Below are 21,920 nucleotides of genomic sequence, written 5' to 3'. Positions count from 1 at the left end.
CTGTAGGGATTTTTTGTGTCCAAACCCATTCATCCCTATGAAACGGTTGGAGCTCCAGCTAGACTAAGGATAAGATACCGAGAAAGAGGAAACGTCTAATGAAAACTCCATCACGTTTTATATTATATGCAATTGTATTTTTTGCTTTTTTTGATCTGTTCGCCCAACTCCCAATCATGAGCACGTTTGCGTTGTCCGTTGGGGCATCTTCGTTTATCGCTGGTTTTTCCATCGCAATTTATTCGTTGACGAACACATTTGGAAATGTGCTGTCCGGTATATGGACTGACAAGAAAGGTCCATATCGCGTATTGGTTCTCGGTTTGTTCCTGACGAGCTTAAGTTTACTCGCTTATCAATTCGTCGACTCACCATCCATATTACTGATTGTCCGATGTGTCCACGGCTTTATGGCTGGACTCATCGTCCCGGCTGCTTTTACGTTGTCTGCGAACATCACCGCAATGAATCGTCAAGGGAAGAAAGTCGCCATCACCGGTAGTTTCGTCGGATTGGCGGCCATCATCGGTCCTGCGTTCAGTGGAATTGTCGCCAGTATCACATCACCACCGACCGTCTTTTTATTTGTTTCTTTATTCGGCTGGGTGATTCTGTTCGTGACAATCGTAACGATGCGACGGAGTCAAACGGCGGATTCGAAGAAAGATACCCATACAGCACCGATAAAACCAGACCCGAAAGTGATTCGAGCCTACTGGGGGGCATTCTTCCTCATGTTTTCCCAGGGGGCACTTGCGTTTTTATTACCGGTCCATGTGCAGGAGCTTGGATATGATTCACGATTGAGCGGGACATTGCTCAGTATGTTCGGCGTGGTCGCCGTTCTATTCTTTTTACTACCGACGAACCGATTGTTCGATCGATTTTCACCGACAAAATTGACCGCACTTGGGGTGGCGATTATTGGAACGTGCCAGATGTTAATTGGACAGGCGGGTATACAAACTAGCCTTTATGGGGTACTTGCCTTATATGGTGTCGGGTTTGCGATTCTTTTCCCGGCCATCAACACACTGTTGATTCAATCTACTTCTCCTCAAAATCGAGGGAAAGCATATGGAGCGTTCTATGCCTTCTTCTCTCTTGGGACGGTAGCGGGATCTTCTTTTTTAAGCGCTCTGCCACTTTCAGTCGTAGAGCAGTTCACGCTGACTGGTTTGATTTTATGGGGGGCGAGCCTTCTCTTTCTTGTCAGTGTGGTAAAGGGAAGACGGATATTTTGACACGATAGAAGTAATGTATTACTCTATGATTAAATGTTTAAACATTTAAACGTTTAGTTAACTTACACCGATGAAAGCGTTATTTTAGATTCGTTTTTCACTCGATGATAAAATGAAATCAATGTGATGAATCATAAGGAGGAAAGTTCATGCTGGCACCGATTGAACAATTGACGATTGACGAGCTTGTCCAAAAACAACGTCGTTTCTTTAAAACACAGGCGACGAAATCAATGGCATTCCGTTTAAGTATGCTGACGTTTTTAAAGGAATCGATCAAGCATCATGAAGCGGACTTGCTAGAAGCGCTTAAAGAGGACTTGAACAAATCGGAGATGGACGCATATACGACAGAAATCGGATTCATTTATGACGAGATTTCTCGGACGACACGTGAATTAAAACGATGGATGCGTCCGAAGCGTGTGCGTGGAACTGCCATCCATCTTGGAATGAAGAGTGAAATTCAATATGAGCCATACGGTACGGTATTGATCATCGCTCCGTGGAATTATCCGTTCCAACTAGCGGTCGCGCCACTCATTGGTGCCATTGCCGCGGGAAACACAGCGGTCGTCAAACCTTCAGAACTGACACCGAACGTCGCGCGTGTCCTGACACAAGTGCTAGAACGTGCTTTCACCGATCGATATATAGCCAGTGTCGAGGGGGATAAAGACACAGCCCAAGAGCTCTTGAATCAAAAATGGGACTACATTTTCTTTACGGGTTCGACGCAAGTCGGTCGAATCGTAAATAAGGCGGCAGCAGAACATTTAACACCCGTCACACTCGAACTCGGAGGGAAATCACCTGTAATCGTTCACGGAGATGCGAATGTCTCTATCGCAGCAAAACGTGTCGCGTGGGGGAAATGGATGAACGCCGGACAAACGTGTGTCGCGCCAGACTATGTGCTCGTGCATGAATCGCAGCAAGAAGCATTTTTAGAGGCAATCAAACAAGAGGCGTTTGCGATGTTCGGGAACGGTGTCGGTACGAAACGATACACTCGTATCGTCAACGAATCGCATTTCGACCGTTTGTCTCACTATTTGACAGAAGGTGAACTTGCTTTTGGTGGGGAAACGAACCGGGATGAGCTAAAAATCGCGCCAACCGTCATGACGAATCTCGAAGAAGATGCCGATGTGATGAAAGATGAGATTTTTGGCCCGATTTTACCGGTCATTCCGTATCGTCAGCTAGATGAAGTGATTGAGTTCATCTCTGACCGACCGCATCCACTTGCGCTCTATCTCTTTACGGAATCGAAAGATGTGGAAAGAACGATCATGAAACACCTCTCCTTTGGAGGAGGGTGTGTGAATGATGTCATCATGCATTTGACGAACCCGAATTTACCGTTTGGTGGAGTAGGCGAGAGCGGTATGGGGGCCTATCACGGACGTACGAGCTTTGAGACGTTTAGTCACGCGAAGTCTATTTTGAAAAACACGACAAAATTTGATTTACCAGTTCGGTATCCGAACTTCAAACCGGCTGAACAATTGATTCGATTGATTCAACGATAAAGCTATAGAGACTCGGTACAAATGCCGGGTCTCTCTTTTTTTGAAAAAGATTGTTTGAAATGTCACATACTTTTCTGATACTCCCTGTCACACTCCTGTATAATAAAGTCATAATTGGAACGTACGAATGAAACGTGGAGGGAGCACCGACCTATGTCAATGCAATGTGGAACGACCCAACCGAACAGTTTTGTATTCTCAGATGAAACGAAACAATTGCTACTGGAAATGATGACGATTCAACATCATCCGAAAGCGAGTATCGTATGTTGGGAAGGTGAGAAGTGTGATAAGTTCTTTTACTTGAAGAGTGGTTCTGTCAAATTCACAAAAATCACAAAAAAGGGAAATCCACTCGTCATGTTCATGTATGGTTCGGATGATTTCTTTGGTGAGTTTGACATTGTCGAAACTTTCCCCAGCTCGTATAGCATTGAGACGACTGAGGAAAGTACGATCGGGACCATTTCAAAACGCGAGTTGGAATCGCTCATGCAACGTGACATCCGCTTTGCCGGAGAAATTTTACGATGGACATCGATGATGCGCAAACATTCAGAGATGAAAGTACGCGACTTATTGCTATACGGCAAACCAGGCGCTTTGGCTTCGACACTACTCCGTATGGCAGCCATGCATGGGGTGGAGGAAGAGGGGACAATCGTCATTCCTCGTCATCCGTCAGATGGAGAACTCGGGCAGTTGATTGGAGCGCCACGCGAGACGGTGAATCGATTGATCAGTCAATGGCGAAAAGAAGGAGTCATCAGCACGACAGCCAAATCGATTGTCATTCATGATGTTGATTTTTTGAAAGAGCTTTGTCACTGCGAGGGTTGTCCTGCAGGAATATGTCGTTTATGAACCGCCTCATGTGAAGGCGGTTTTTTTGTGGCCTACTTTTATCAAAATGTGAATTTTGTGTGTTGAAACTACGCAAATTTGATGTGATTGTCACTTTTGGAGTGATAAATATCACATATTATCCCCTAGACGATTGCATACAATGAAAGTGGAAAAACAACCGAAAGGGGTCTTACACGTGGAACATAAAGATGGGCAAGAACCGAACCTAAAAGGAACGTTTACATCGGTCATGATCGTTGCAGGTGTCATCATCGCCATGTGGTCATCAGTCTTTTACTTATTCGTCACACGATAAACATGTAGGGAGGAGGGTCTCATCGTGCATATTCATAAACTAGAAAAGTATTGGCTTACATTTGGTATTATCCTACTCGCGGTCTTCTTGACTGTTCTCGGGGTATCGGCATTCGCGGCAGGGAACCAGCCAGCATCGGATGCGGATTTGATTGACCCGGCCAAAGTAAATCAGACGGCTCCATTCGACAAACCAGGACTTCATCAAATTGGTGAGAATGAATACGAACTCGTCATGATCGCACAAGCGTTTACGTTCACACCAGGGAATGTTGAAATTCCAAAAGGCGCAAAAGTAACATTCCTTGTGACGTCACCTGACGTTGTCCACGGATTCCAGTTGACAGGTACTCCGGTCAACATGATGGTTGTCCCTGGACATATTAACTCATTGACGTACACGTTCGAGGAAGCTGGCGAATTTTTGATTCTTTGTAACGAATATTGTGGGACAGGGCATCACATGATGTCGACTAAAATCAAGGTGGTGGAGTAAATGAACGACGTATCATCTAAACTGAAACAATGGGAGATGGAGCGAGGGGTTCCTGTTCCAAGTATCGGAGCGAAAGAGGCGCGTCTTGCGTACGGTCACGTTCTCGTATCAATTCTCGCCGTCTTGATCGGTGCGTTGGCCGGTTTGACACAGACGCTAATTCGGACCGGAGTCATTCCTGAAATCTTTGGATATTATCAATTACTAACGGCTCACGGTATTATGCTCGGGATCGTCTTCACGACGATGTTCATCATCGGTCTCTTATATGCGTTGCTTGCGAAGTCGTTCGGTCGTTTTGAATCATTCCCGACACGTGTCGCTTGGCTCGGTTTTTGGACGATGATTATCGGTGCCGTCATGGTAACGGTCATGATCTTGGCCAACAAAGGGACAGTATTGTATACGTTCTATGCACCGCTCATGGCAGATCCGCTCTTCTATGTCGGACTCGTCCTATTCGTAGTCGGAACGTGGTTGTCGTCATTCGCGATGTTCCGTATGTATGCGGACTACAAACGTGACAATCCTGGTGTTCATCCGCCGCTCCCGGCTTATATGAGTATCATGACGATGCTTCTTTGGGACATTGCGACACTCGGTGTCGCAGCAACGATTCTGTTCCAACTCCTTCCTCTCTCGTTAGGATGGACAGATACAGTCGGAATTGAGTTATCTCGTACCTTGTTCTGGTACTTCGGTCACCCGCTCGTTTATTTCTGGCTCATGCCGGCATATATTGTATGGTACACAGTCGTGCCGAAAGTCATCGGTGGGAAGATCTTCTCGGATGCGTTGGCACGGATGGCGTTCTTGTTGTTCTTGCTCTTCTCATTCCCGGTCGGCTTCCACCATCAGTTGACAGAACCGGGGATTGAACCGTTCTGGAAGTTCGTTCAAGTTATCTTGACGTTCTTGGTCGTCATCCCATCGTTCATGACAGCATTCTCGCTCTTTGCGACGTTCGAACTTCGTGGACGTGCGCTCGGTGCGAAAGGATTGTTCGGATGGGTGAAGAAAATGCCGTATGGCGATGTTCGTTTCCTTGCACCATTCGTCGGAATGTTATTCTTCATTCCAGCCGGTGCAGGTGGAATCATCAACGCGTCTCACCAATTGAACGCGATGGTCCACAATACACTTTGGGTCACAGGTCACTTCCATATTACAGTCGGGACGGCTGTCGCCTTGACGTTCTTCGGAACGGCATACTGGCTCGTACCAGTACTTCGTGGTCGCACGTTGACGAAGGCGATGAACAAGCTTGGATTGATTCAAGCAGGGACGTGGGCGTTCGGTATGGCCATCATGTCATATGCGATGCACATTTCAGGATTGAATGGTAACCCACGTCGTACGGGTCCAGCAACTTACTTCTCGGATGCGTTGACGCGTGAATGGATTCCGTACCACGTCATGATGGCGATCGGAGGAACGATTTTATTCATCTCGGTTCTGATCTTCGTCTACTCGATGTTCAACTTGTCATTCCTCGCTCCAAAAGGCGAAGAGGAATTCCCGCTCGCTGAGACAGAAGAGGCGGCGATGGATACACCGCGCTATTTCGAAAACTGGAAATTGTGGATTACGGTAACGTTCGTCTTGATCGCATTTGCATACACGGTTCCAATCTGGCACTTGATTGAGAGTGCGCCTCCAGGAGCGCGTGGTTGGGTACTCTGGTAAACTAAAGTCAGCTCATACGTGAGCTGACTTTTTTGTGTGGGGAGGAACGATATGAACGTACTAGACGTCATCCATGCAGCGCGTTCGATGCATTCAGCCAATCGACCGTTTGTCGTAGCGATTGATGGATTGAGCGGAGCGGGCAAGACGACGTTCGTCTCGCATTTGAATGGAGAGTCCGATTTACTTGTGCTTCATATCGATGATTATATCGTCGAACGTGCAAAACGCTATGAGACCGGACAATCTGAACCGACCGAGTATTATGCACTCCAACGGGACGTGTCGCGTCTTGAGTGTGAACTGTTTCGTCCCTTAACAGAAGGAGTTACGAAGTTAATATTACCGCGATATGATTATGAACGAGATGTCATCGTTGAAGAAGTGATCGATGTGTCATCTGCTCATACCGTTGTCGTGGAAGGGATTTTTCTACAACGATCGGAATGGCGACCATATTACGATTACGTGATTTATCTTGATTGTCCCCGCGATGTTCGGTATGAACGGGTATTGAATCGAGATACATATCTCGGCGTCCCGGAGGAACGGCTTGCGAAATACAAGCGGCGTTATTGGCCAGGGGAAGATCTTTATCTCCAACTCGTCGACCCGAAAAGAGGAGCAGATATCGTGCTCTGACTAAACGTTTTAACATCTGACGCATACGTCAGATGTTTTTATTTTGGAGAAAATTTGAAAAAATGATTGACGTCTAACTGTATTACGCTAATAATACAGTTAGAAAGTGTATTAACCATGTCATACACTTAGAAAGGTGATGAACATGCAATTCAATACGAGGGCACCGGTTTACCTGCAAGTCGTCGACTACTTCAAGAAGAAGATGGCGCTCGGTGAATTAAAAGCCGGGGATGAGATGCCATCCCGGCGTGAGCTTGCGAATGATTTGAAGATTAATCCGAACACGGTTCAAAAAGCGTTCAAGGAAATGGAGGACCAACAATTGATTACGACCGAACGAAATCGACCGAGTCGCGTGACGACAGATGACGTCATTCTCAAACACATTCGCTCTGAAATTGTAGATGACGCGGTCGCCGTATTTGTAGAATCGATTCAAGAACTTGATGTCTCGGTAGACGAACTTGTTGAAAAAATCAAACGACAGTACCAGGAGGGGATGTACGATGATCGAAGTGTTGGGAGTTAAAAAACGTTATCGGCGGAAACAAGTCATTGAAGACGTTTCGTTCACAGCGAATAAAGGTGAAATCACGTGTCTCATCGGCTTGAACGGTACGGGGAAGTCGACGTTGTTGAAAGGCATCATGGGATTGACACCTTTCGATAAAGGTTCGGTATTGATCGATGGGAAACCGATTGATTTGAATCGTGTCGCCTTCGTCGCCGATCATGCGATGTTCCCGATTCACTTTACAATCGAACAATGTGAGGCGTTCATGAAAGATTTTTATCCGACATTTGATTCGGCATTATTTGCCCGTCTCGTCGATGATTTCAAGTTGTTTCCGGAAGATAAGTTGAGCGAGTTATCGAAAGGGACGCTCGCGAAAGCGAACCTCGCACTCGGGATTGCCCAAGACCCGGACTATTTATTGCTTGATGAACCGTTCTCAGGAATCGATGTCTTCTCAAAAGAACAGATTGTCGAACTATTTTCGAGCGAGGTCATGGAGAATCGTGGCGTGCTCATTACGACACACGAGATTGAAGATATCGAGTACTTGATCGACAAGGCCGTCATGTTGAATAACGGAAGAATCGTCCGTGAGTTTGATGTGGAAGATGTCCGTTTCATTCATGGGAAGTCCATCGTCGATGTGATGAGAGAGGAGTACGGGGCATGAATCTATTGAAACTATTGAGTTGGGAAGTCGAGCGTGTCACAAAACCGTTCTTGATGTTAGTTACTGGCCTCCTCGTCGTCCAGTTTGGATATCTCGGTTACTTTTTATGGGACGAGACGAACTTTTATGAACAGTTGAGACGTACAGGAGATGCAGACTATCAAATGTCATTTTCAGACTATCTTGGAGGTACACCATATCTCTTGTCACTCGGGATTGCGGTCGCAGCGATGTTACTATACAGTGCCTGGATCTGGTATCGCGATTTCCAAGGACGAGGGACGTTCATGTTGCGACTACTCACAATGCCACAAAAACGGATGACTTTGTTTTTCGCCAAGTTTGCTACAATTTTGATGATGACGTTGGGGTTATTGGCCATCGAATGGATTGCTCTCAAATTACAGTACATAGCGTTCACGAGTTGGTTCGATGGGAAGATGATACCGATAAACGGATCATTTGATCAAGCTTTATCTATTAACGGAATATTGGCCATGATATATCCTACTTCAGTCGTCAACTTTGTCATCCATCAATTGTTTATTGTCATCGTCGTATTATTTGTTTTCACATTTGTGTTGATTGAACGGAGTTTCTGGCAACGGACGATGTGGTCACCCGTACTTAGCTTATCTATCTTGATGGTCATACTGACTATTCCGATATTGGGCTATGCCCTTTTGTCGAATCGATTGATTTATGATGAGACAATCGTATATGTGGGTGTTGTGTTAATCGTATGGGCAAGTGTGACAATTTGGCTCAGTCGAAGATTTTTACAAAGCAAATTGAATGTGTGAGGTGAGAAGATGAAGCGAATGTGGAATGTGGTCGCACTTGGTGCGGTCATTGTGATAGGGCTTGGAACATTTGCCGTTGACGCAATGGAACCAAAAGCGAAGTGGTCGTTAAACATTAGTTCGAATCCATCTGTTTGGAAAGACGCGGTCGTTGAATTTGGTTATAACGCAGAGAATGATGTTGCTCAAAGGTTTGAAGTCACTTCTGAGGAGAGTCGAGTCACCTCGAATTTGAATTATATCGCTGAAGGAATTCGTTATCGAGATCGTTTAAACAAAGAAGAGCGCTCGATGCACCGACAAATGAACGGATTGACGTTTGCACAATCAATTCAAACGGAAAATGGATTCATAGGAATTGGCCAAAATAGAAATGAAGAGCTCATAATCTTTAACCAGTTAGACGGAAAAGAGATAACCACTTATGAGTTCGATGCAAAGGATCGTCAAATTTATGAGATCTTGACAGGTGTGTGGGCAGGTTTGTTCATAAATGATGGTCAACTAAATTTGATTTATCGAGAAGGCTATGATGGTGATGAAACGACGATGCTTGCGACATTCAATCAAACGATGGATGACGTCACTGTCAAAGAAATAAAGATGGAAAATGGATTTATCACGCACGTAAGTGGAACAAGTCGTTTTTATGAAACAAGTGGATCCCCGTCCAAGTTCGAAACACGCTATGTCCCAGTCGGCGTCAGTGCCTATGAGACAATTAGAGAAGGGGAAGAGACGTACTATAGTGGAATTACGATGCCGGGGCAATTCGCTTACGATACGGAAACAGGAAAAGTTGTCCAGTTGGCAGGAGACCAAGACTTTTGGGACTATTCAGTCTTCGAAAATACACTATTCACACTAAATGCGGATGGCGAAGAAACTGTCATTGATTTAGGTACCGGGAAGCAGATGACTCGGAAAGTTCTCGACTCAGTAGATCACGCCTTCTATTCAAACGGTCGCCTGTACCAAACGCGCCAAGCGAAAGACGGTGTCATCATCGACGTTTATGAGGATGGAAAACAAGTCTCTAGTGCGGCGGTTACACCTGAAAACGAGGAAGCGCAAGCGATGCTCGATCAGATTGACGTGTACGTCAGACAAAAATAAGCAAAGGGCCGCGGCCCTTTGCTTATTTTGATGGTTTCGGTATGATGACGCCTTCTTCTAAATCAAGCAATAAGTCGATCAGTTCCGCGCAGAACTCCGGGAATTGCTCCAAAAAGGCACCGGGTCCGACTTCATCTGTAAAGTCGATATATAGATCAGACACGTTTCCAGACATCTTCGCAGGTAAGGCGAGAAACGCCGAACCGAAGCGCCAGCTGCCTCGGATGTCGAGTAACTTTCCGAGGACGAGGTCGCCGGTCTCACGTTCTTCGGGTAACTGAACAGCGTATGTCTCTTTGGACTCCCAGTCTTTCAACTGGCCGTCCTCCGTCACTTCAAAGATGCTACAGCGCGGGACAGCTAGTCCGCGGAGTGCGTGATAAAGAGCAGGTGACATGTCGCCCTTATGGTCAGCCAAATAGCGACCGTGTGGTGTCATGCCATCTTCGTCCGTTTCAAAGAAGACGGCCCAATCAATGAAGAGGTCACGGAAGAGCTCGGCATCTTTTAAATGCCATGTCCCTTCCGACGCAATCTCTTGAATATAGTTCGTCCATTGTGTGCTTCGCGCAAGAGCGGCTTGCTCATATAACTTTTTCAGTTCGGCAAGCAATTCGGACTCTTCGACGAGCAAAGGGAAGGGAATTACTTTCCGGTCTTTTTTCATCGGCGCGGTCCTCGCTTGTTCGCAGGACGTTTGACGACAGGAGGCTTTTCCTCAATCCGTTTCTCAATCACGTCGCCACGATAAATTTCAAGTTCTTTCAATTCGACACCGAGTTGACGCGCGAATGATTTCAAGTGTGGTAAATCGTCCGTTGTCACGAGAGAAAGGACGGTCCCGCCTGCGTTACCACGAGCCGTACGGCCTGAACGGTGGATAAAGTCATCGATGGATTCTGGTAAATCGAAATGGACGACGTGCGTCACATCTTCGATATCGAGACCACGCGCTGCGAGACCCGTCGTGATGAGGAGCGGGTATTCGCCTTTACGGAATTCACGGAGCGTCTCGACGCGTTCGCGCTTTCCTTTCAAGCTGTCGAGCATGCGGTAGTCCACTTTCAACTTTTCAAGCTCCCCACGAAGTGGTGGCAAGAACGAGCGGTTATTGATGAACGCAAGTGCTTTCACGCCATCGACGTGTGAAAGACGGCGTAACAGTTCTGGTTTGTAGCGACGCGTCGTCAACAAGTAACCGTATGTCACTTGATCGCTGACAGCACGTTCGATTTTGATATGTGCCGGCTCGTTCATGAACGGTGCCGACCACTCTTTGAGTGAATCAGTGAGTGTTGCCGAGACGAGTGCAAGTTGACGCTCATGCGCAGTATGCTTGATGATGCGCTCAGCCGCCTCTGTCAAACCGCTGTCGATGATTTGGTCGGCTTCGTCGAGAATGACGGTATGTGTCTCATGGAGCTTCAGCTTTTTCTTGTCAATCAATTCGACGAGACGTCCCGGTGTCCCGACGATTAAATGCGGTTTTTTCTTGATTCGATCGATTTGACGTTTCAATTCGACACCGCCGATGAACGAGCCGATGCGGACATCGCCTTTTTCGGTGAAACGTTGTGCGACCTGTTGGATCTGCATGACAAGTTCACGAGTTGGAGCGACAATGACGACTTGGATTCGGTCGTTCGAGGGATCGATTTTTTCAATCGCTGGGAGCAGGTAAGCGAGCGTTTTACCCGTTCCGGTCGGTGCCTCGATTGTCACGTCTTTTCCATCTAATAGTAGGGGAAACGCCTCTTTTTGGACCGGCATCGGCTCGTTAAAGCCCATCCGTTCCCACGTCTCGTTAATAAAAGGTTTTGTAAAATTCATAATAGGTCTCCTTATCTTTAGGCAAAAACAAAGGAAGCGAAAGCGCTCCCTCGTCAAATATAGCGAACATGCTCCTGACCATCTTCCATTGAAGAACGTAACGTCTGTGTATACGTTTGACCGTCTTCGATGAGTTGGATGTGGGCATCCGCGCCTTCTGCTGTCAATTCCACTTTCTCAATCGTGAATCCTTGATAAACGCGATACTGTAACTCGGACGTCATTTTCTCGAACGGTTTCAGTTCCGGATGTGTCGTGATGACATGGATCGGACGCGACAAAAGTCCTGCAAGTAATTGGTCGCGATAATCGATAAAATCTTCGTTCTCGATGTCATCGTCAAAGCGAATCCAAAACCCTCCATCTTCAAATTCTGTGATAAATCCATCACGCTTTTCACCGGCTTCGTCGACCTTCAACGAGATGCGATCGCCGACTTGAAAGGCGTGGCTTGGTGTTAATGGTTCGTACGTCATGAGTAGAACCCCTTCCTCTTATACAATGTTCTGCCTTCATTGTGTCTGATACGACACAAAAATTCAAGTTCTAACCGAGTGATGTGAGATTTATCACCCACAAAACTGTATAGTTCGTCACAGAACAATCAAATTAGTACAGACCATAGTTCGGCCCTAATGAAATGGGATTCAGCTGTTTCAAACTATATAATTAATCGAATATAACAGTTTGTAAAACGCTTTCAAAAACGGCTATTTCATCACGTTCATAAGATTGTTACAAGTTTCACAAGACTGTAAAACATATTGTTCACGTTTTCACGTACACTCACAGTATAGATAACACGCAATTACTTTCGAGAATGAGGAGTGAATCAACATGGCAACCGAAATCAAATCCGCATGGTCAGGTTTTATCCCTGGTCAGTGGACGAATGAAGTCAATGTCAGTGAGTTTATCCGTTTGAACCGTCATGAATACACAGGGAACGATACGTTCTTAGCAGGTCCGACAGAAGCGACAAACGTTCTTTGGAATCGTGTGATGGAACTGACAAAAGAAGAGCGTGAACGCGGAGGCGTTTGGGACGTTGATCAACACACACCATCGACAATCGTGTCGCATGGACCAGGTTACTTAAACAAAGAGTTAGAGAAAGTCGTTGGCGTTCAGACGGATGAGCCGTTCAAACGTTCGATTCACCCAAATGGCGGGATTCGCATGGTGGATGCCGCACTCGAATCATATGGTTTCGAACCAGATGAAGAAATCACAAAAATTTATTCAGAGATCCGTAAAACACATAACCAAGGTGTCTTCGATGCCTATACGCCTGAAATGCGGGCCGCTCGTAAATCAGGGATTATCACAGGTCTTCCGGATGCGTACGGTCGTGGACGCATCATCGGTGACTATCGACGCGTCGCGCTCTACGGAATTGACTTCTTGATGGCAGAGCGCAAAAAAGACTTGGCGAAACGAGGTGGATTCTTATCTGAATCAGACATCCGTGACCGGGAGGAACTATCGGAACAACTTCGTGCCCTCCAAGAACTCAAACAACTCGGAGCCGCTTATGGATTTGATCTCGGTCGCCCTGCGGAAAACACGCAAGAAGCGTATCAATGGGTGTACTTGGCATACCTTGCTGCGATCAAAGAACAAAACGGTGCCGCGATGTCACTCGGACGCGTCTCAACATTCCTTGATGTGTACGCTGAACGTGACCTTGAAGCTGGTCGTTTAACAGAATCAGACGTTCAGGAAATCGTCGATCACTTCATCATGAAGCTTCGGATCGTCAAATTCTTACGGACACCGGACTATAACGAATTGTTCTCAGGTGACCCGACTTGGGTAACGGAGTCAATCGGTGGGATGAGTGAAGATGGTCGCTCGAACGTCACGAAGAGCTCGTTCCGATTCTTACATTCACTCACGAACCTCGGTCCTGCTCCAGAACCAAACTTGACGGTCCTTTGGTCGACGAAACTTCCAGAAGGATTCAAACAATACTGTGCGAAAATGTCGATTGAAACATCGGCGATTCAGTATGAGAATGATGACTTGATGATGCCACAATTCGGTGATGACTACGGCATCGCATGTTGTGTGTCACCGATGAAGATCGGGAAACAAATGCAGTTCTTCGGTGCGCGTGCCAACATGGCGAAAGCCCTTCTTTATAGCATGAACGGCGGACGTGATGAGAAGAGCGGCGCTCAAATTGCTCCTGCTTGGGAGATGAATACAGAAGATGTGCTCACGTACGATAAAGTATATGCCGACTTTGACCGTACACTCGATTGGTTGGCAGAGCTATACGTCAATACGCTCAACGTCATTCACTTCATGCATGACAAATATGCGTATGAACGTATCGAAATGGCGCTTCACGATCCAGAAATCTTACGGACGATGGCTTGTGGGATCGCGGGTCTCTCCGTAACGGCAGATAGTCTTTCAGCAATCAAATATGCAAGCGTCAAACCGGTTCGTAACGAAGAAGGAATCATCGTCGATTTCGAAACGGAAGGCGACTTCCCGAAATTCGGTAACAATGACGACCGTGTCGACACGATTGCTGTGGAACTCGTCGAATCGTTCATGGAAAAAGTACGGAAACATAAAACATACCGTGACGCGCTTCATACGCAATCGGTCCTCACCATCACATCAAACGTGGTGTACGGTAAGAAAACAGGGAATACGCCAGACGGTCGCCGTGCTGGTGAACCATTCGCTCCAGGTGCCAACCCGATGCATGGACGGGATACGAAAGGTGCGGCTGCATCGCTCTCATCTGTTGCGAAACTTCCGTTTGAACACGCACAAGACGGGATCTCGTATACGTTCTCAATCGTACCGAAAGCACTCGGAAAAGAAGAAATCGCACGTGAACTCAACTTGGCGGCACTTCTTGATGGGTATATGAGTGGAGAGCACAAAGGACATCATTTGAACGTCAACGTCTTCAACCGCGAGACGCTTCTCGACGCAATGGAACATCCGGAAGAGTATCCACAACTCACAATCCGCGTATCTGGATATGCGGTCAACTTCATCAAGTTGACACGTGAGCAACAGATTGATGTCATCAACCGTACGTTCCACGGTTCGTTGTAAGTAAAGGCTTAGCGGCCTTCCACGGAGGGCCGCTCATTCGTTAGGAGGTCATTTCGATGACAATGGGATATGTACATTCGGTCGAATCATTCGGAACAGTTGACGGCCCTGGTATTCGCTTCATCGTCTTTTTACAAGGTTGTGCGTTACGTTGCCTCTATTGCCATAACGCGGACACGTGGGATTTCAAAAAGAATAACCACCGCTCGGCTGAAGACGTCATTCAAGAAGCGCTCAGTTACCGACCGTTCATGGAGGCATCGAACGGCGGCATCACCATCTCAGGTGGTGACCCACTCGCGCAACCTGAATTTTTAGAGGCACTGCTGCGTGAAGCGAAAAAGCATGGGCTCCATACGACACTCGATACGTCCGGTGCGCTCCGTCCTCCTAACTTGGATGCGATTTTAGATCACACCGATCTCGTCTTACTCGATATCAAGCATATCGACGACGACATGTGTAAAAAATTGACGGGACGTAGCAATGCCAACACGCTCGCGCTTGCCGAACACCTTTCCGAGCGCGGAACGAAAATGTGGATTCGCCACGTCCTCGTACCTGGATGGACGCTTGAAGAAGGGGCGCTTCGTCGCACCGCCGCGTTCATTCAAAAACTAGACCATGTCGAGAAAGTCGAGATTCTGCCTTACCATGAGATGGGCGTCTATAAATGGGAGGCGCTCGGACTCGATTATCCGCTCAAAGGAACAAAACCCCCGACGTCTGATGAAGTCGAATGGGCGGAAGGAATCTTACAGGGAACTGTATAAAAAACAAGCGCAGACCGGTGTGGTCTGCGCTTGTTTGACGTTATACTCGCTTTTTCTTCTTTTCTAAGACGCGGGCGTGCTCTGCCTGTTTCTTCTCCATATAGAGAAGTTCCCGTTCTAGTTTGACGAAGCTGGCATAGCGTTTCGCATCTAACGTACCGTTCGTTAGCGCTTCTTGGACGGCGCAGCCCGGTTCTTTCTGATGTGAGCAGTCGCGGAAGCGGCAAGTCTCGGCAAGCGCTTCGATGTCACGGAACGTCTCATCGAGATGCTCGCTTCCTTCCCATAGTCCGAACTCGCGCATCCCTGGTGTGTCGATGACGTATAAGTCATCGATTCGGAACAGTTCGCGATGTGTCGTCGTATGTTTGCCGCGCTCGTCCTGCGTCCGGACAGCTTGCGTGATGGCAAGTGTCTCGTGGGCTAGGGCGTTCGTCAGCGTAGATTTCCCGACTCCGGACGAACCGACGAAGGCAATCGTACTTTCACTCGGTAACGCCTGACGAAGTTCAGCAACCCCTTCTCCCGTCACAGCACTGACAGGAAATACTTGAATTCCAGGTGCGTTTAGCTCAATGTCTTCGAGCAGTGTCTCGACGGATTCGACTTGGTCGGTCTTTGTCAGGACGATGATGGGGATGGCCCCGGTGTCCCACGCAGCTAGCGTATAGCGCTCAAGGCGGCGGATGTTGAAGTCGTGTCCGCATGCCATCGTGATCAAGACGTAGTCGACGTTCGCACAGATCAATTGTTCACGCGTCTCGTTGCCGGCGGCCGCTCGTGATAGAACGGTCCGACGCTCAAGGAGATGGTGAATCGTACCTTGACCATGCTCGCGAACTTGAATCGTGACATAATCGCCGATGACCGGGTAATCCCGTTCGCTCGTCGCCTCATGTCGAAATTTTCCGGAAACCCCGCACATGTAGGCGTTTTCTCCGATTGATACAGTATAAAGATGTTGGAACTGTGCCGTGACACGTCCCGTTTCAGTTTGTTGAAACAAATTAGAATCCTCCTTTTAATGATGGAGGACGACAGCCCTCCGATTCGCTGACATTTGGTGACGTGCATGCATCATGTTGCTCATAAAACATCATCCTTTCATTGTTCGATAGCATCAGTGTACCACAGTTATTGGAAACGGTAACATCTCAGTCTAAAGACCGAGGCGAAACAAGCCTTCCGCTCGTCGACCTATACAAAATAACGTATTATGATAAGAGTGTACTTAACAAGGAGGGATGACAGATGAATCACCAAGTGAAAAAGGTGTTGTTCATCGTAGCCGCGATCGCTCTAGTGCTCGTGTTGATCGGTTCTTTACCGAATATGATTTTATTCGGATTAGGAGCGCTCTTGACGCTTTGGGCTGGAGTCCGTTTTCAGGCTGTGACACACATCGGTGCTAAAGTTGGTTTCGGGATCCTTGCCGTCATCGGGATTGGGACGATGCTCTCAAACATTTGGGCGCTCGTCGGAATCATTGTCGCGTGGTTGTTGTTTAAAGGGTATATGATGTATACAGGTGTGAAACGCGACCCGGAAGTCGAGATTTTAAATGCCGACGGAACGCGTGCTAGCCGTAGCAGCTTCCAACAGTTCGATCAAGTGTGGCAAAAATTTGTTAATCGTCGTTAAGATTTCATAAGGAGGATTCACCATGAAGACACCGTTTGATCAGTTTCGTGAACTAGCGAATGAATTGACGAAAGAGATTTCAAAAGAAGTGAAGAAGTATCAAGATAAAGAGATGCCACGTTCGAGTGGAGAAGCGGAATTGAACCGTCATATCCGTGGAGCGGAGAAAGAAGCGTTATCGGTTGAGCGTCTCGTCGAACGTCAACGCACACTACTTGCAGAGCTTGCTGAAAAGCGTGATGATGCCAAAAAGATGGCAGATAAACGATATGAACAGACAGAACTGGCGAAGCAGGCTGGTGAAGAGAAGTTGGCAGAACGTGCAGCTCTTGAGTCAAAACACTACGGAGAACAGTATCGTTATTTCGAAGGGTTGATTGATGAAGGAGAGCGTGAATTGGATGCGCTAGAGCGTCGTGCACTCGAGATGAAACTCAAGCTCGATGAAATGCAAAACAAACGATATGAATTTGCGATGCGTGAAAATTTAGACCTTCTAAAAGGGGCACTTGACCAAATCTTCGGTCAAAACACGTCGCAGTCTCATCCGTTTACCGAGGAAGAGAAGAAAGAACAACCTGTTGAAGAGAAGAAAGACACGCAAGCAGATGAAGATGATTTTGAAGCAAAACTAAAAGAACTGGAGCGTCGCTTTAAACAAGAGTGAGGTGACGGTTCGGCGATGACCTGAACAAGGTCATCGCTTTCTTTGCTTCATACATATGAACAGAAAGGGGGAATGAACATGGAACGTTGGAACACACGTCAAATCATTGGATTCATGATTATTTTATTTTCAGTTGGACTCTTTATCGACATCGTGACGGGTGGGAATAGCGTCTTATTCAGCATGATCCTCCCATTGCTTCTTCTTTATATTGGAAGACGCTTCAGTCGTCGGGGCAAACAGTCGGCCAGCTATATCTTTTACGCCATCGGAGGCATTCTCTTGATTGGCTTGATCTTCTCGTCAGCCGCGTTTGGGTTTGTGCTCTCGGGTCTGTTGTTGCTTTTTGGGTACCGACTCTATAAGAATCGACCGGTCGAATCAAAAATTCGGACGCCGCTTCGTCAGGAACAAGCCTTCTCGTTCGGTATGAAAGAATCGGGACACTATGTGTTACGCGATACGAATGAGTTCTTTTTGCTACGTGATGTTGAGATGGATCTATCACAAGCCATCATTCCTGAAGGGGAGACGTTCTTGCTCCTAAATGGACTTGCGGGAGACATCCGTATCCTCATTCCGGCTGGTTATGATTATTCGATTGATGCGTCGATTGGATTTGGGAAAGTCCAAGTTGATGATTCGAACTATTCACCGGTTTTTAACCGTCGCTTCTATACGGCGTCTGATGATTATGTCCAGGCTACGCGGAAAGTTCGGATTCATATCGTGCTCATGAGCGGAAGTGTTGAGGTGATGACGGTATGAAAAAGGATTCTTATCCACGAACGGTCGTCTGGCATCAATTGTTCAGTAGCCTCTTGACGGCTTTCTTGATTACAGTAGCGTTTCTCATAGGTGACTCGACTTCACTGAGCGACTTATTTTCGCGTGAAGAAGGGTTGCCTTTCGGTGTGTCCATTTTGGTGATTGCCGTTTTGATTGGCAGTATCTTTGGAGTCGCATCATACTTTTACTTACGTCGAGACTTTCGAGAGGTCGCGAACGCCCTTTGGAAACTAGAGAACCAAAAAGAGATCACGTTCCGACCGTTGTCTCCTTACCGAGACACGCTCGAACGAATCGTTCGCGTCTCAAAACAACGTCAAGAGATGATTGAAATGGCGAAACGAGTTGGCGAACGCCCGGTCAGTGTCGAAGAGGCGCGTAGTGAAGCGGTCGTCGAAGAAAGACGTCGCGTCGCTCGCGAACTGCACGACTCCGTGAGTCAACAGCTTTACGCCATTTCGATGATGACGACTGCGGTCAAACAGACGATGCAAACGAAACCGGAATTAGCGAGTAAACAAATGGAGCAAGTGGAGCTCATGGCCCAAACGGCACAGGCAGAGATGCGCTCGTTACTCCTACAACTGCGACCGGTGGAATTAGAGGGCATGACGTTAAAAACCGGGATCGAACGCCTATTAGAAGAACTGTCGCGTAAACAGTCGACTGAACTCGTCTGGCGTCTAGAAGAAGTGAAGCTATCACGGCACACCGAAAACGAACTGTTCCGCATCGTCCAAGAGGCGATCAGTAACACGTTGCGGCATGCGAAGGCGACTCGCCTAGAAATTGAGATGCGAACCGTGCAACAGACGGTTATTTTAAAGATCAACGATGACGGAATCGGATTTAACGTGGACGATACACAAGTCGCCTCATATGGATTACAATCGATAAGAGAGCGCACGGCGGAAGTCGGTGGAACGTTGCGATTGGTCAGTGTGCCGAATGTCGGAACACAAATCGAAGTACGTGTGAAACAACAAGTGGAGGGGTAATGATGATTCGAGTTGTATTAATTGATGATCATGAAATGGTCCGAGCGGGCGTGTCTGCCTTTTTATCGACACAACCGGACATTGAAGTCGTCGGTGAGGCATCGGACGGCGCAACGGGAGCGGAGCTTGCGATTGCGGAAAAACCGGACGTCGTTCTCATGGACTTAGTCATGGAACCTGTGGATGGGGTTGAATCGACGAAACGAATCAAAGCAAGCTGGAAAGAGGCTAAGATTCTAGTCGTGACGAGTTTCTTGGATGACGAGAAAGTATACCCGGTCATTGAAGCCGGCGCGATGAGCTATGTGCTCAAGACGGCAAACGCCAATGAAATTGCCGACGCGATTCGTCAGACGGCTGCCGGCAACCCCGTTATGGCTGCCCAAGTGACAGGAAAGATGCTCGAACGTCTACGTCACCCGGAGATGACCCTCCATGAGAGCTTGACTGCACGTGAACGAGAAATTTTGCAACTCATGGCAGAAGGGAAGTCGAATCAAGTCATTGCGGACGAATTGTTTATTTCACTGAAGACGGTGAAGACGCACGTCTCGAACATCTTGACGAAACTTGATGTCTATGACCGAACACAAGCTGTCGTGTATGCGTTTCAACATAATCTGGTGAGTAAAGGATGAATCGGCTCCCGGTGATTGAAACGGAACGTCTTCGACTGCGCCCCCTTCAAATGGAGGATCGTCCACACGTATTCGCCATTTTTTCAAATGAACGCGTGCTCCAGCATTATGGGATGGAGCCGCATCAAACGCTTGAAGAGACGGAGCAGATGCTTACCCATATGCTCACCCAAATTGAGACGGGGGCAATCATCCGTTTTGCGATTGAACATCGAGAATCAAAAGCGTTAATTGGAACAATCGGTTTTCACAATCGGGCGCCGTCACACCGTCGCGCCGAAATCGGTTATGAACTCAGACCAGAATATTGGCGTTCGGGTTTTGCGACCGAAGCCCTCCATGCGGCCCTACAGTTTGCCGAGACATGTGAGATTGAACGTGTCGGTGCCATTGTCTATATCGACAATCTCGCGTCGCAACGCATGCTTGAGAAGAATGGATTCGTTCAAGAAGGTCGACTACATAATTACATGCGTCAGCGGGGACAAGCCCATGACGTCTATATCTATAGCTATATAACACATCAGTCAATCTAAGCACATCGCCTAACGGGCGGTGTGCTTTTTCGTTTGTGATGCGACTAAAATGGGAACCCAATAAAGGTGAATCATTCAAAGGAGGACGATGGGATGAAAGCAGTATATATCGAACAGTATGGCGGGTCAGACGAATTCAAAGTAGGGGAGCTTGACCAACCGACAATCGGTGCAGATGACGTATTGATTGAGGTTCATGCCGCAAGTGTCAACCCGGTGGATTGGAAGTTACGTGAAGGATACTTAAAAGAAATGCTTCATTTCGATATGCCGCTGGTCATCGGATGGGATGTATCGGGAGTCATCAAAGAAGTCGGGGCGAATGTGACCGAGCTTAAGGTCGGCGATGAAGTATTCAGCCGTTCGGATATTGCGCGGCAAGGCACATATGCCGAATATGTGGCGGTCGATGCCCATCTCGTCGTCAAGAAACCCAATTCATTGAGCTTCGAGGAGGCCGCGTCACTTCCGCTCGTCGCGCATACGGCATGGCAAGTCATGTTCGAAGTGATGGATGCGAAACCGGGTGACCGAATCTTCATCGGTGCTGGTTCAGGTGGTGTCGGAACGGTTGCCATCCAGCTTGCGAAAGCACACGGATTGTATGTCGTCACGTCAACGAGTACGCCGAACGTGGACTGGGTCAGCGAACTTGGGGCCGACGAGGTCATCGACTATAAACGACAAGATCCATCAGAGACAGTCCGCGATCTTGACTTCGTATTCGATACGATGGGAGGAGACGGACAGAGCAAACTGTATCGAATGCTGAAAGAAAATGGGATGCTCGTCTCCATCTCCACACCACCGAATCAAGAGGAAGCCAAACAAGCAAATGCCCGCGCCGAGTATGTCTTCATGCAACCGACAGGGGAGCGCTTGAAAAAAATTGCGGAAGCTGTTGAAAAAGGCGAACTGAAACCTGTGATTGACCGTGTCTTTGATTTAGAAGACACAAAACTTGCTCATGACTATGGAGAAGAAGGGCATGCCAAAGGGAAAATCGTCATTAAAGTGAAGTAATAAAAAAAGAGGTGGATTCCCGGAACGCGCGCCGAAAATCCACCTCCTTTTCATTTTATTTGAGAGGC

The 21,920-nt window shown here is 47.4% G+C and carries 24 protein-coding genes; 20 read left to right on the top strand and 4 right to left on the bottom strand.

The features are described 5' to 3' along the window. Positions 1 to 98 precede the first annotated feature (98 nt). The 11 genes from LCM29_RS13015 to LCM29_RS12965 all read left to right on the top strand — a co-directional run bounded on the left by LCM29_RS13015 (position 99) and on the right by LCM29_RS12965 (position 9,873). Positions 99 to 1,244, top strand: a complete 1,146-nt coding sequence (locus tag LCM29_RS13015) for an MFS transporter (RefSeq protein ID WP_412093989.1) — start codon at positions 99 to 101, stop codon at positions 1,242 to 1,244. 149 nt (positions 1,245 to 1,393) lie between these two features. Then, positions 1,394 to 2,779, top strand: coding sequence for an aldehyde dehydrogenase (locus LCM29_RS13010; protein WP_224863292.1), 1,386 nt, complete (start codon positions 1,394 to 1,396; stop codon positions 2,777 to 2,779). 153 nt (positions 2,780 to 2,932) lie between these two features. Then, positions 2,933 to 3,643, top strand: coding sequence for a Crp/Fnr family transcriptional regulator (locus LCM29_RS13005; protein ID WP_214790605.1), 711 nt, complete (start codon positions 2,933 to 2,935; stop codon positions 3,641 to 3,643). Positions 3,644 to 3,821: 178 nt separating this feature from the next. Continuing rightward, positions 3,822 to 3,941, top strand: a complete 120-nt coding sequence (locus tag LCM29_RS13000) for a cytochrome c oxidase subunit 2A (protein WP_224863290.1) — start codon at positions 3,822 to 3,824, stop codon at positions 3,939 to 3,941. Positions 3,942 to 3,965: 24 nt separating this feature from the next. Next, on the top strand, positions 3,966 to 4,436 hold the full coding sequence (locus LCM29_RS12995) for a cytochrome c oxidase subunit II (RefSeq protein WP_074033048.1): 471 nt from the start codon (positions 3,966 to 3,968) through the stop codon (positions 4,434 to 4,436). Beyond that, positions 4,437 to 6,122 (top strand): b(o/a)3-type cytochrome-c oxidase subunit 1, encoded by a 1,686-nt coding sequence (locus LCM29_RS12990; RefSeq protein ID WP_214696425.1) that lies wholly within the window; start codon positions 4,437 to 4,439, stop codon positions 6,120 to 6,122. A 51-nt stretch (positions 6,123 to 6,173) separates the two neighbouring features. Next, positions 6,174 to 6,764 carry a kinase gene (locus LCM29_RS12985; RefSeq protein ID WP_224863288.1) on the top strand — a complete coding sequence of 197 codons (591 nt, stop codon included), beginning with the start codon at positions 6,174 to 6,176 and terminating at the stop codon, positions 6,762 to 6,764. Between the two features lie 139 nt (positions 6,765 to 6,903). Continuing rightward, positions 6,904 to 7,296 (top strand): GntR family transcriptional regulator, encoded by a 393-nt coding sequence (locus LCM29_RS12980; RefSeq protein ID WP_224863286.1) that lies wholly within the window; start codon positions 6,904 to 6,906, stop codon positions 7,294 to 7,296. Further along, entirely contained in the window at positions 7,274 to 7,954 is a 681-nt protein-coding gene (locus tag LCM29_RS12975) for an ABC transporter ATP-binding protein (RefSeq protein ID WP_214747250.1), read from the top strand. Before LCM29_RS12980 ends, LCM29_RS12975 begins: the two co-directional genes overlap by 23 nt. Then, entirely contained in the window at positions 7,951 to 8,757 is an 807-nt protein-coding gene (locus LCM29_RS12970; protein ID WP_224863283.1) for a hypothetical protein, read from the top strand. The genes LCM29_RS12975 and LCM29_RS12970 overlap by 4 nt, the downstream gene beginning before the upstream one ends. Before the next feature lie 9 nt (positions 8,758 to 8,766). Continuing rightward, positions 8,767 to 9,873 carry a hypothetical protein gene (locus tag LCM29_RS12965; RefSeq protein ID WP_224863281.1) on the top strand — a complete coding sequence of 369 codons (1,107 nt, stop codon included), beginning with the start codon at positions 8,767 to 8,769 and terminating at the stop codon, positions 9,871 to 9,873. 22 nt (positions 9,874 to 9,895) lie between these two features. Here LCM29_RS12965 and LCM29_RS12960 read toward each other — a convergent pair whose 3' ends face one another. From LCM29_RS12960 to LCM29_RS12950, 3 genes are read right to left on the bottom strand one after another with little or no spacing between them, the layout of a single operon-like run. Then, entirely contained in the window at positions 9,896 to 10,540 is a 645-nt protein-coding gene (locus tag LCM29_RS12960) for a hypothetical protein (RefSeq protein WP_224863279.1), read from the bottom strand. Further along, the gene (locus tag LCM29_RS12955) at positions 10,537 to 11,703 is read right to left on the bottom strand and encodes a DEAD/DEAH box helicase (protein ID WP_224863278.1); all 1,167 of its coding nucleotides are present in this window, start codon (positions 11,701 to 11,703) and stop codon (positions 10,537 to 10,539) included. The genes LCM29_RS12960 and LCM29_RS12955 overlap by 4 nt, the downstream gene beginning before the upstream one ends. Before the next feature lie 53 nt (positions 11,704 to 11,756). Further along, positions 11,757 to 12,179, bottom strand: a complete 423-nt coding sequence (locus LCM29_RS12950; protein ID WP_214696410.1) for a hypothetical protein — start codon at positions 12,177 to 12,179, stop codon at positions 11,757 to 11,759. Between the two features lie 361 nt (positions 12,180 to 12,540). Between LCM29_RS12950 and pflB the strand changes: the two genes are divergently transcribed. Together pflB and pflA are read left to right on the top strand one after the other, a co-directional pair. Next, positions 12,541 to 14,787 (top strand): formate C-acetyltransferase, encoded by a 2,247-nt coding sequence (pflB, locus tag LCM29_RS12945; protein ID WP_224863276.1) that lies wholly within the window; start codon positions 12,541 to 12,543, stop codon positions 14,785 to 14,787. 56 nt (positions 14,788 to 14,843) lie between these two features. Next, entirely contained in the window at positions 14,844 to 15,560 is a 717-nt protein-coding gene (gene pflA, locus LCM29_RS12940) for a pyruvate formate-lyase-activating protein (protein ID WP_026826768.1), read from the top strand. 40 nt (positions 15,561 to 15,600) lie between these two features. Here pflA and rsgA read toward each other — a convergent pair whose 3' ends face one another. Further along, on the bottom strand, positions 15,601 to 16,566 hold the full coding sequence (gene rsgA / locus LCM29_RS12935) for a ribosome small subunit-dependent GTPase A (protein ID WP_224863274.1): 966 nt from the start codon (positions 16,564 to 16,566) through the stop codon (positions 15,601 to 15,603). 245 nt (positions 16,567 to 16,811) lie between these two features. Between rsgA and LCM29_RS12930 the strand changes: the two genes are divergently transcribed. The 7 genes from LCM29_RS12930 (at position 16,812) to LCM29_RS12900 (ending at position 21,852) form a co-directional block, all read left to right on the top strand. Continuing rightward, a complete protein-coding gene (locus LCM29_RS12930) occupies positions 16,812 to 17,201 on the top strand; it encodes a hypothetical protein (RefSeq protein ID WP_224863272.1) in 390 nt (129 codons plus the stop codon). Between the two features lie 22 nt (positions 17,202 to 17,223). After that, on the top strand, positions 17,224 to 17,868 hold the full coding sequence (locus tag LCM29_RS12925) for a PspA/IM30 family protein (RefSeq protein WP_214696394.1): 645 nt from the start codon (positions 17,224 to 17,226) through the stop codon (positions 17,866 to 17,868). A gap of 78 nt (positions 17,869 to 17,946) precedes the next feature. After that, a complete protein-coding gene (liaF, locus tag LCM29_RS12920; protein WP_015880836.1) occupies positions 17,947 to 18,636 on the top strand; it encodes a cell wall-active antibiotics response protein LiaF in 690 nt (229 codons plus the stop codon). Continuing rightward, complete coding sequence (locus LCM29_RS12915) at positions 18,633 to 19,655, top strand: sensor histidine kinase (protein WP_074033063.1); 1,023 nt, start codon at positions 18,633 to 18,635, stop codon at positions 19,653 to 19,655. The genes liaF and LCM29_RS12915 overlap by 4 nt, the downstream gene beginning before the upstream one ends. 2 nt (positions 19,656 to 19,657) lie before the next feature. Then, on the top strand, positions 19,658 to 20,293 hold the full coding sequence (locus tag LCM29_RS12910) for a response regulator (protein WP_015880838.1): 636 nt from the start codon (positions 19,658 to 19,660) through the stop codon (positions 20,291 to 20,293). Then, on the top strand, positions 20,290 to 20,829 hold the full coding sequence (locus LCM29_RS12905; RefSeq protein ID WP_224863269.1) for a GNAT family N-acetyltransferase: 540 nt from the start codon (positions 20,290 to 20,292) through the stop codon (positions 20,827 to 20,829). Before LCM29_RS12910 ends, LCM29_RS12905 begins: the two co-directional genes overlap by 4 nt. Positions 20,830 to 20,922: 93 nt before the next feature. Further along, the gene (locus LCM29_RS12900) at positions 20,923 to 21,852 is read left to right on the top strand and encodes an NADP-dependent oxidoreductase (protein WP_224863267.1); all 930 of its coding nucleotides are present in this window, start codon (positions 20,923 to 20,925) and stop codon (positions 21,850 to 21,852) included. Positions 21,853 to 21,920 lie beyond the last annotated feature (68 nt).

This window comes from Exiguobacterium aestuarii (assembly GCF_020171655.1).
In the GTDB taxonomy this organism is placed as follows: domain Bacteria; phylum Bacillota; class Bacilli; order Exiguobacteriales; family Exiguobacteriaceae; genus Exiguobacterium; species Exiguobacterium aestuarii_A.
The sequence above is the reverse complement of the archived record's forward strand: the minus strand, read 5'-3'. Positions and strand labels throughout refer to the sequence as shown.

What these genes read in the sequence shown, in the direction of transcription:
- LCM29_RS12915 (WP_074033063.1), top strand. Translation starts at nt 18,633, where the DNA reads ATGAAAAAGGATTCTTATCCACGAACGGTCGTCTGGCATCAATTGTTC.
- LCM29_RS12965 (WP_224863281.1), top strand. Translation starts at nt 8,767, where the DNA reads ATGAAGCGAATGTGGAATGTGGTCGCACTTGGTGCGGTCATTGTGATA.
- LCM29_RS12910 (WP_015880838.1), top strand. Translation starts at nt 19,658, where the DNA reads ATGATTCGAGTTGTATTAATTGATGATCATGAAATGGTCCGAGCGGGC.
- LCM29_RS12900 (WP_224863267.1), top strand. Translation starts at nt 20,923, where the DNA reads ATGAAAGCAGTATATATCGAACAGTATGGCGGGTCAGACGAATTCAAA.
- liaF (WP_015880836.1), top strand. Translation starts at nt 17,947, where the DNA reads ATGGAACGTTGGAACACACGTCAAATCATTGGATTCATGATTATTTTA.
- LCM29_RS12975 (WP_214747250.1), top strand. Translation starts at nt 7,274, where the DNA reads ATGATCGAAGTGTTGGGAGTTAAAAAACGTTATCGGCGGAAACAAGTC.
- LCM29_RS12970 (WP_224863283.1), top strand. Translation starts at nt 7,951, where the DNA reads ATGAATCTATTGAAACTATTGAGTTGGGAAGTCGAGCGTGTCACAAAA.
- LCM29_RS13015 (WP_412093989.1), top strand. Translation starts at nt 99, where the DNA reads ATGAAAACTCCATCACGTTTTATATTATATGCAATTGTATTTTTTGCT.
- LCM29_RS12925 (WP_214696394.1), top strand. Translation starts at nt 17,224, where the DNA reads ATGAAGACACCGTTTGATCAGTTTCGTGAACTAGCGAATGAATTGACG.
- LCM29_RS12950 (WP_214696410.1), bottom strand. Translation starts at nt 12,179, where the DNA reads ATGACGTACGAACCATTAACACCAAGCCACGCCTTTCAAGTCGGCGAT.
- pflA (WP_026826768.1), top strand. Translation starts at nt 14,844, where the DNA reads ATGACAATGGGATATGTACATTCGGTCGAATCATTCGGAACAGTTGAC.
- LCM29_RS13010 (WP_224863292.1), top strand. Translation starts at nt 1,394, where the DNA reads ATGCTGGCACCGATTGAACAATTGACGATTGACGAGCTTGTCCAAAAA.
- LCM29_RS12960 (WP_224863279.1), bottom strand. Translation starts at nt 10,540, where the DNA reads ATGAAAAAAGACCGGAAAGTAATTCCCTTCCCTTTGCTCGTCGAAGAG.
- LCM29_RS12905 (WP_224863269.1), top strand. Translation starts at nt 20,290, where the DNA reads ATGAATCGGCTCCCGGTGATTGAAACGGAACGTCTTCGACTGCGCCCC.
- LCM29_RS13005 (WP_214790605.1), top strand. Translation starts at nt 2,933, where the DNA reads ATGTCAATGCAATGTGGAACGACCCAACCGAACAGTTTTGTATTCTCA.
- LCM29_RS12930 (WP_224863272.1), top strand. Translation starts at nt 16,812, where the DNA reads ATGAATCACCAAGTGAAAAAGGTGTTGTTCATCGTAGCCGCGATCGCT.
- pflB (WP_224863276.1), top strand. Translation starts at nt 12,541, where the DNA reads ATGGCAACCGAAATCAAATCCGCATGGTCAGGTTTTATCCCTGGTCAG.
- LCM29_RS12980 (WP_224863286.1), top strand. Translation starts at nt 6,904, where the DNA reads ATGAACATGCAATTCAATACGAGGGCACCGGTTTACCTGCAAGTCGTC.
- LCM29_RS12955 (WP_224863278.1), bottom strand. Translation starts at nt 11,703, where the DNA reads ATGAATTTTACAAAACCTTTTATTAACGAGACGTGGGAACGGATGGGC.
- LCM29_RS12990 (WP_214696425.1), top strand. Translation starts at nt 4,437, where the DNA reads ATGAACGACGTATCATCTAAACTGAAACAATGGGAGATGGAGCGAGGG.
- LCM29_RS12985 (WP_224863288.1), top strand. Translation starts at nt 6,174, where the DNA reads ATGAACGTACTAGACGTCATCCATGCAGCGCGTTCGATGCATTCAGCC.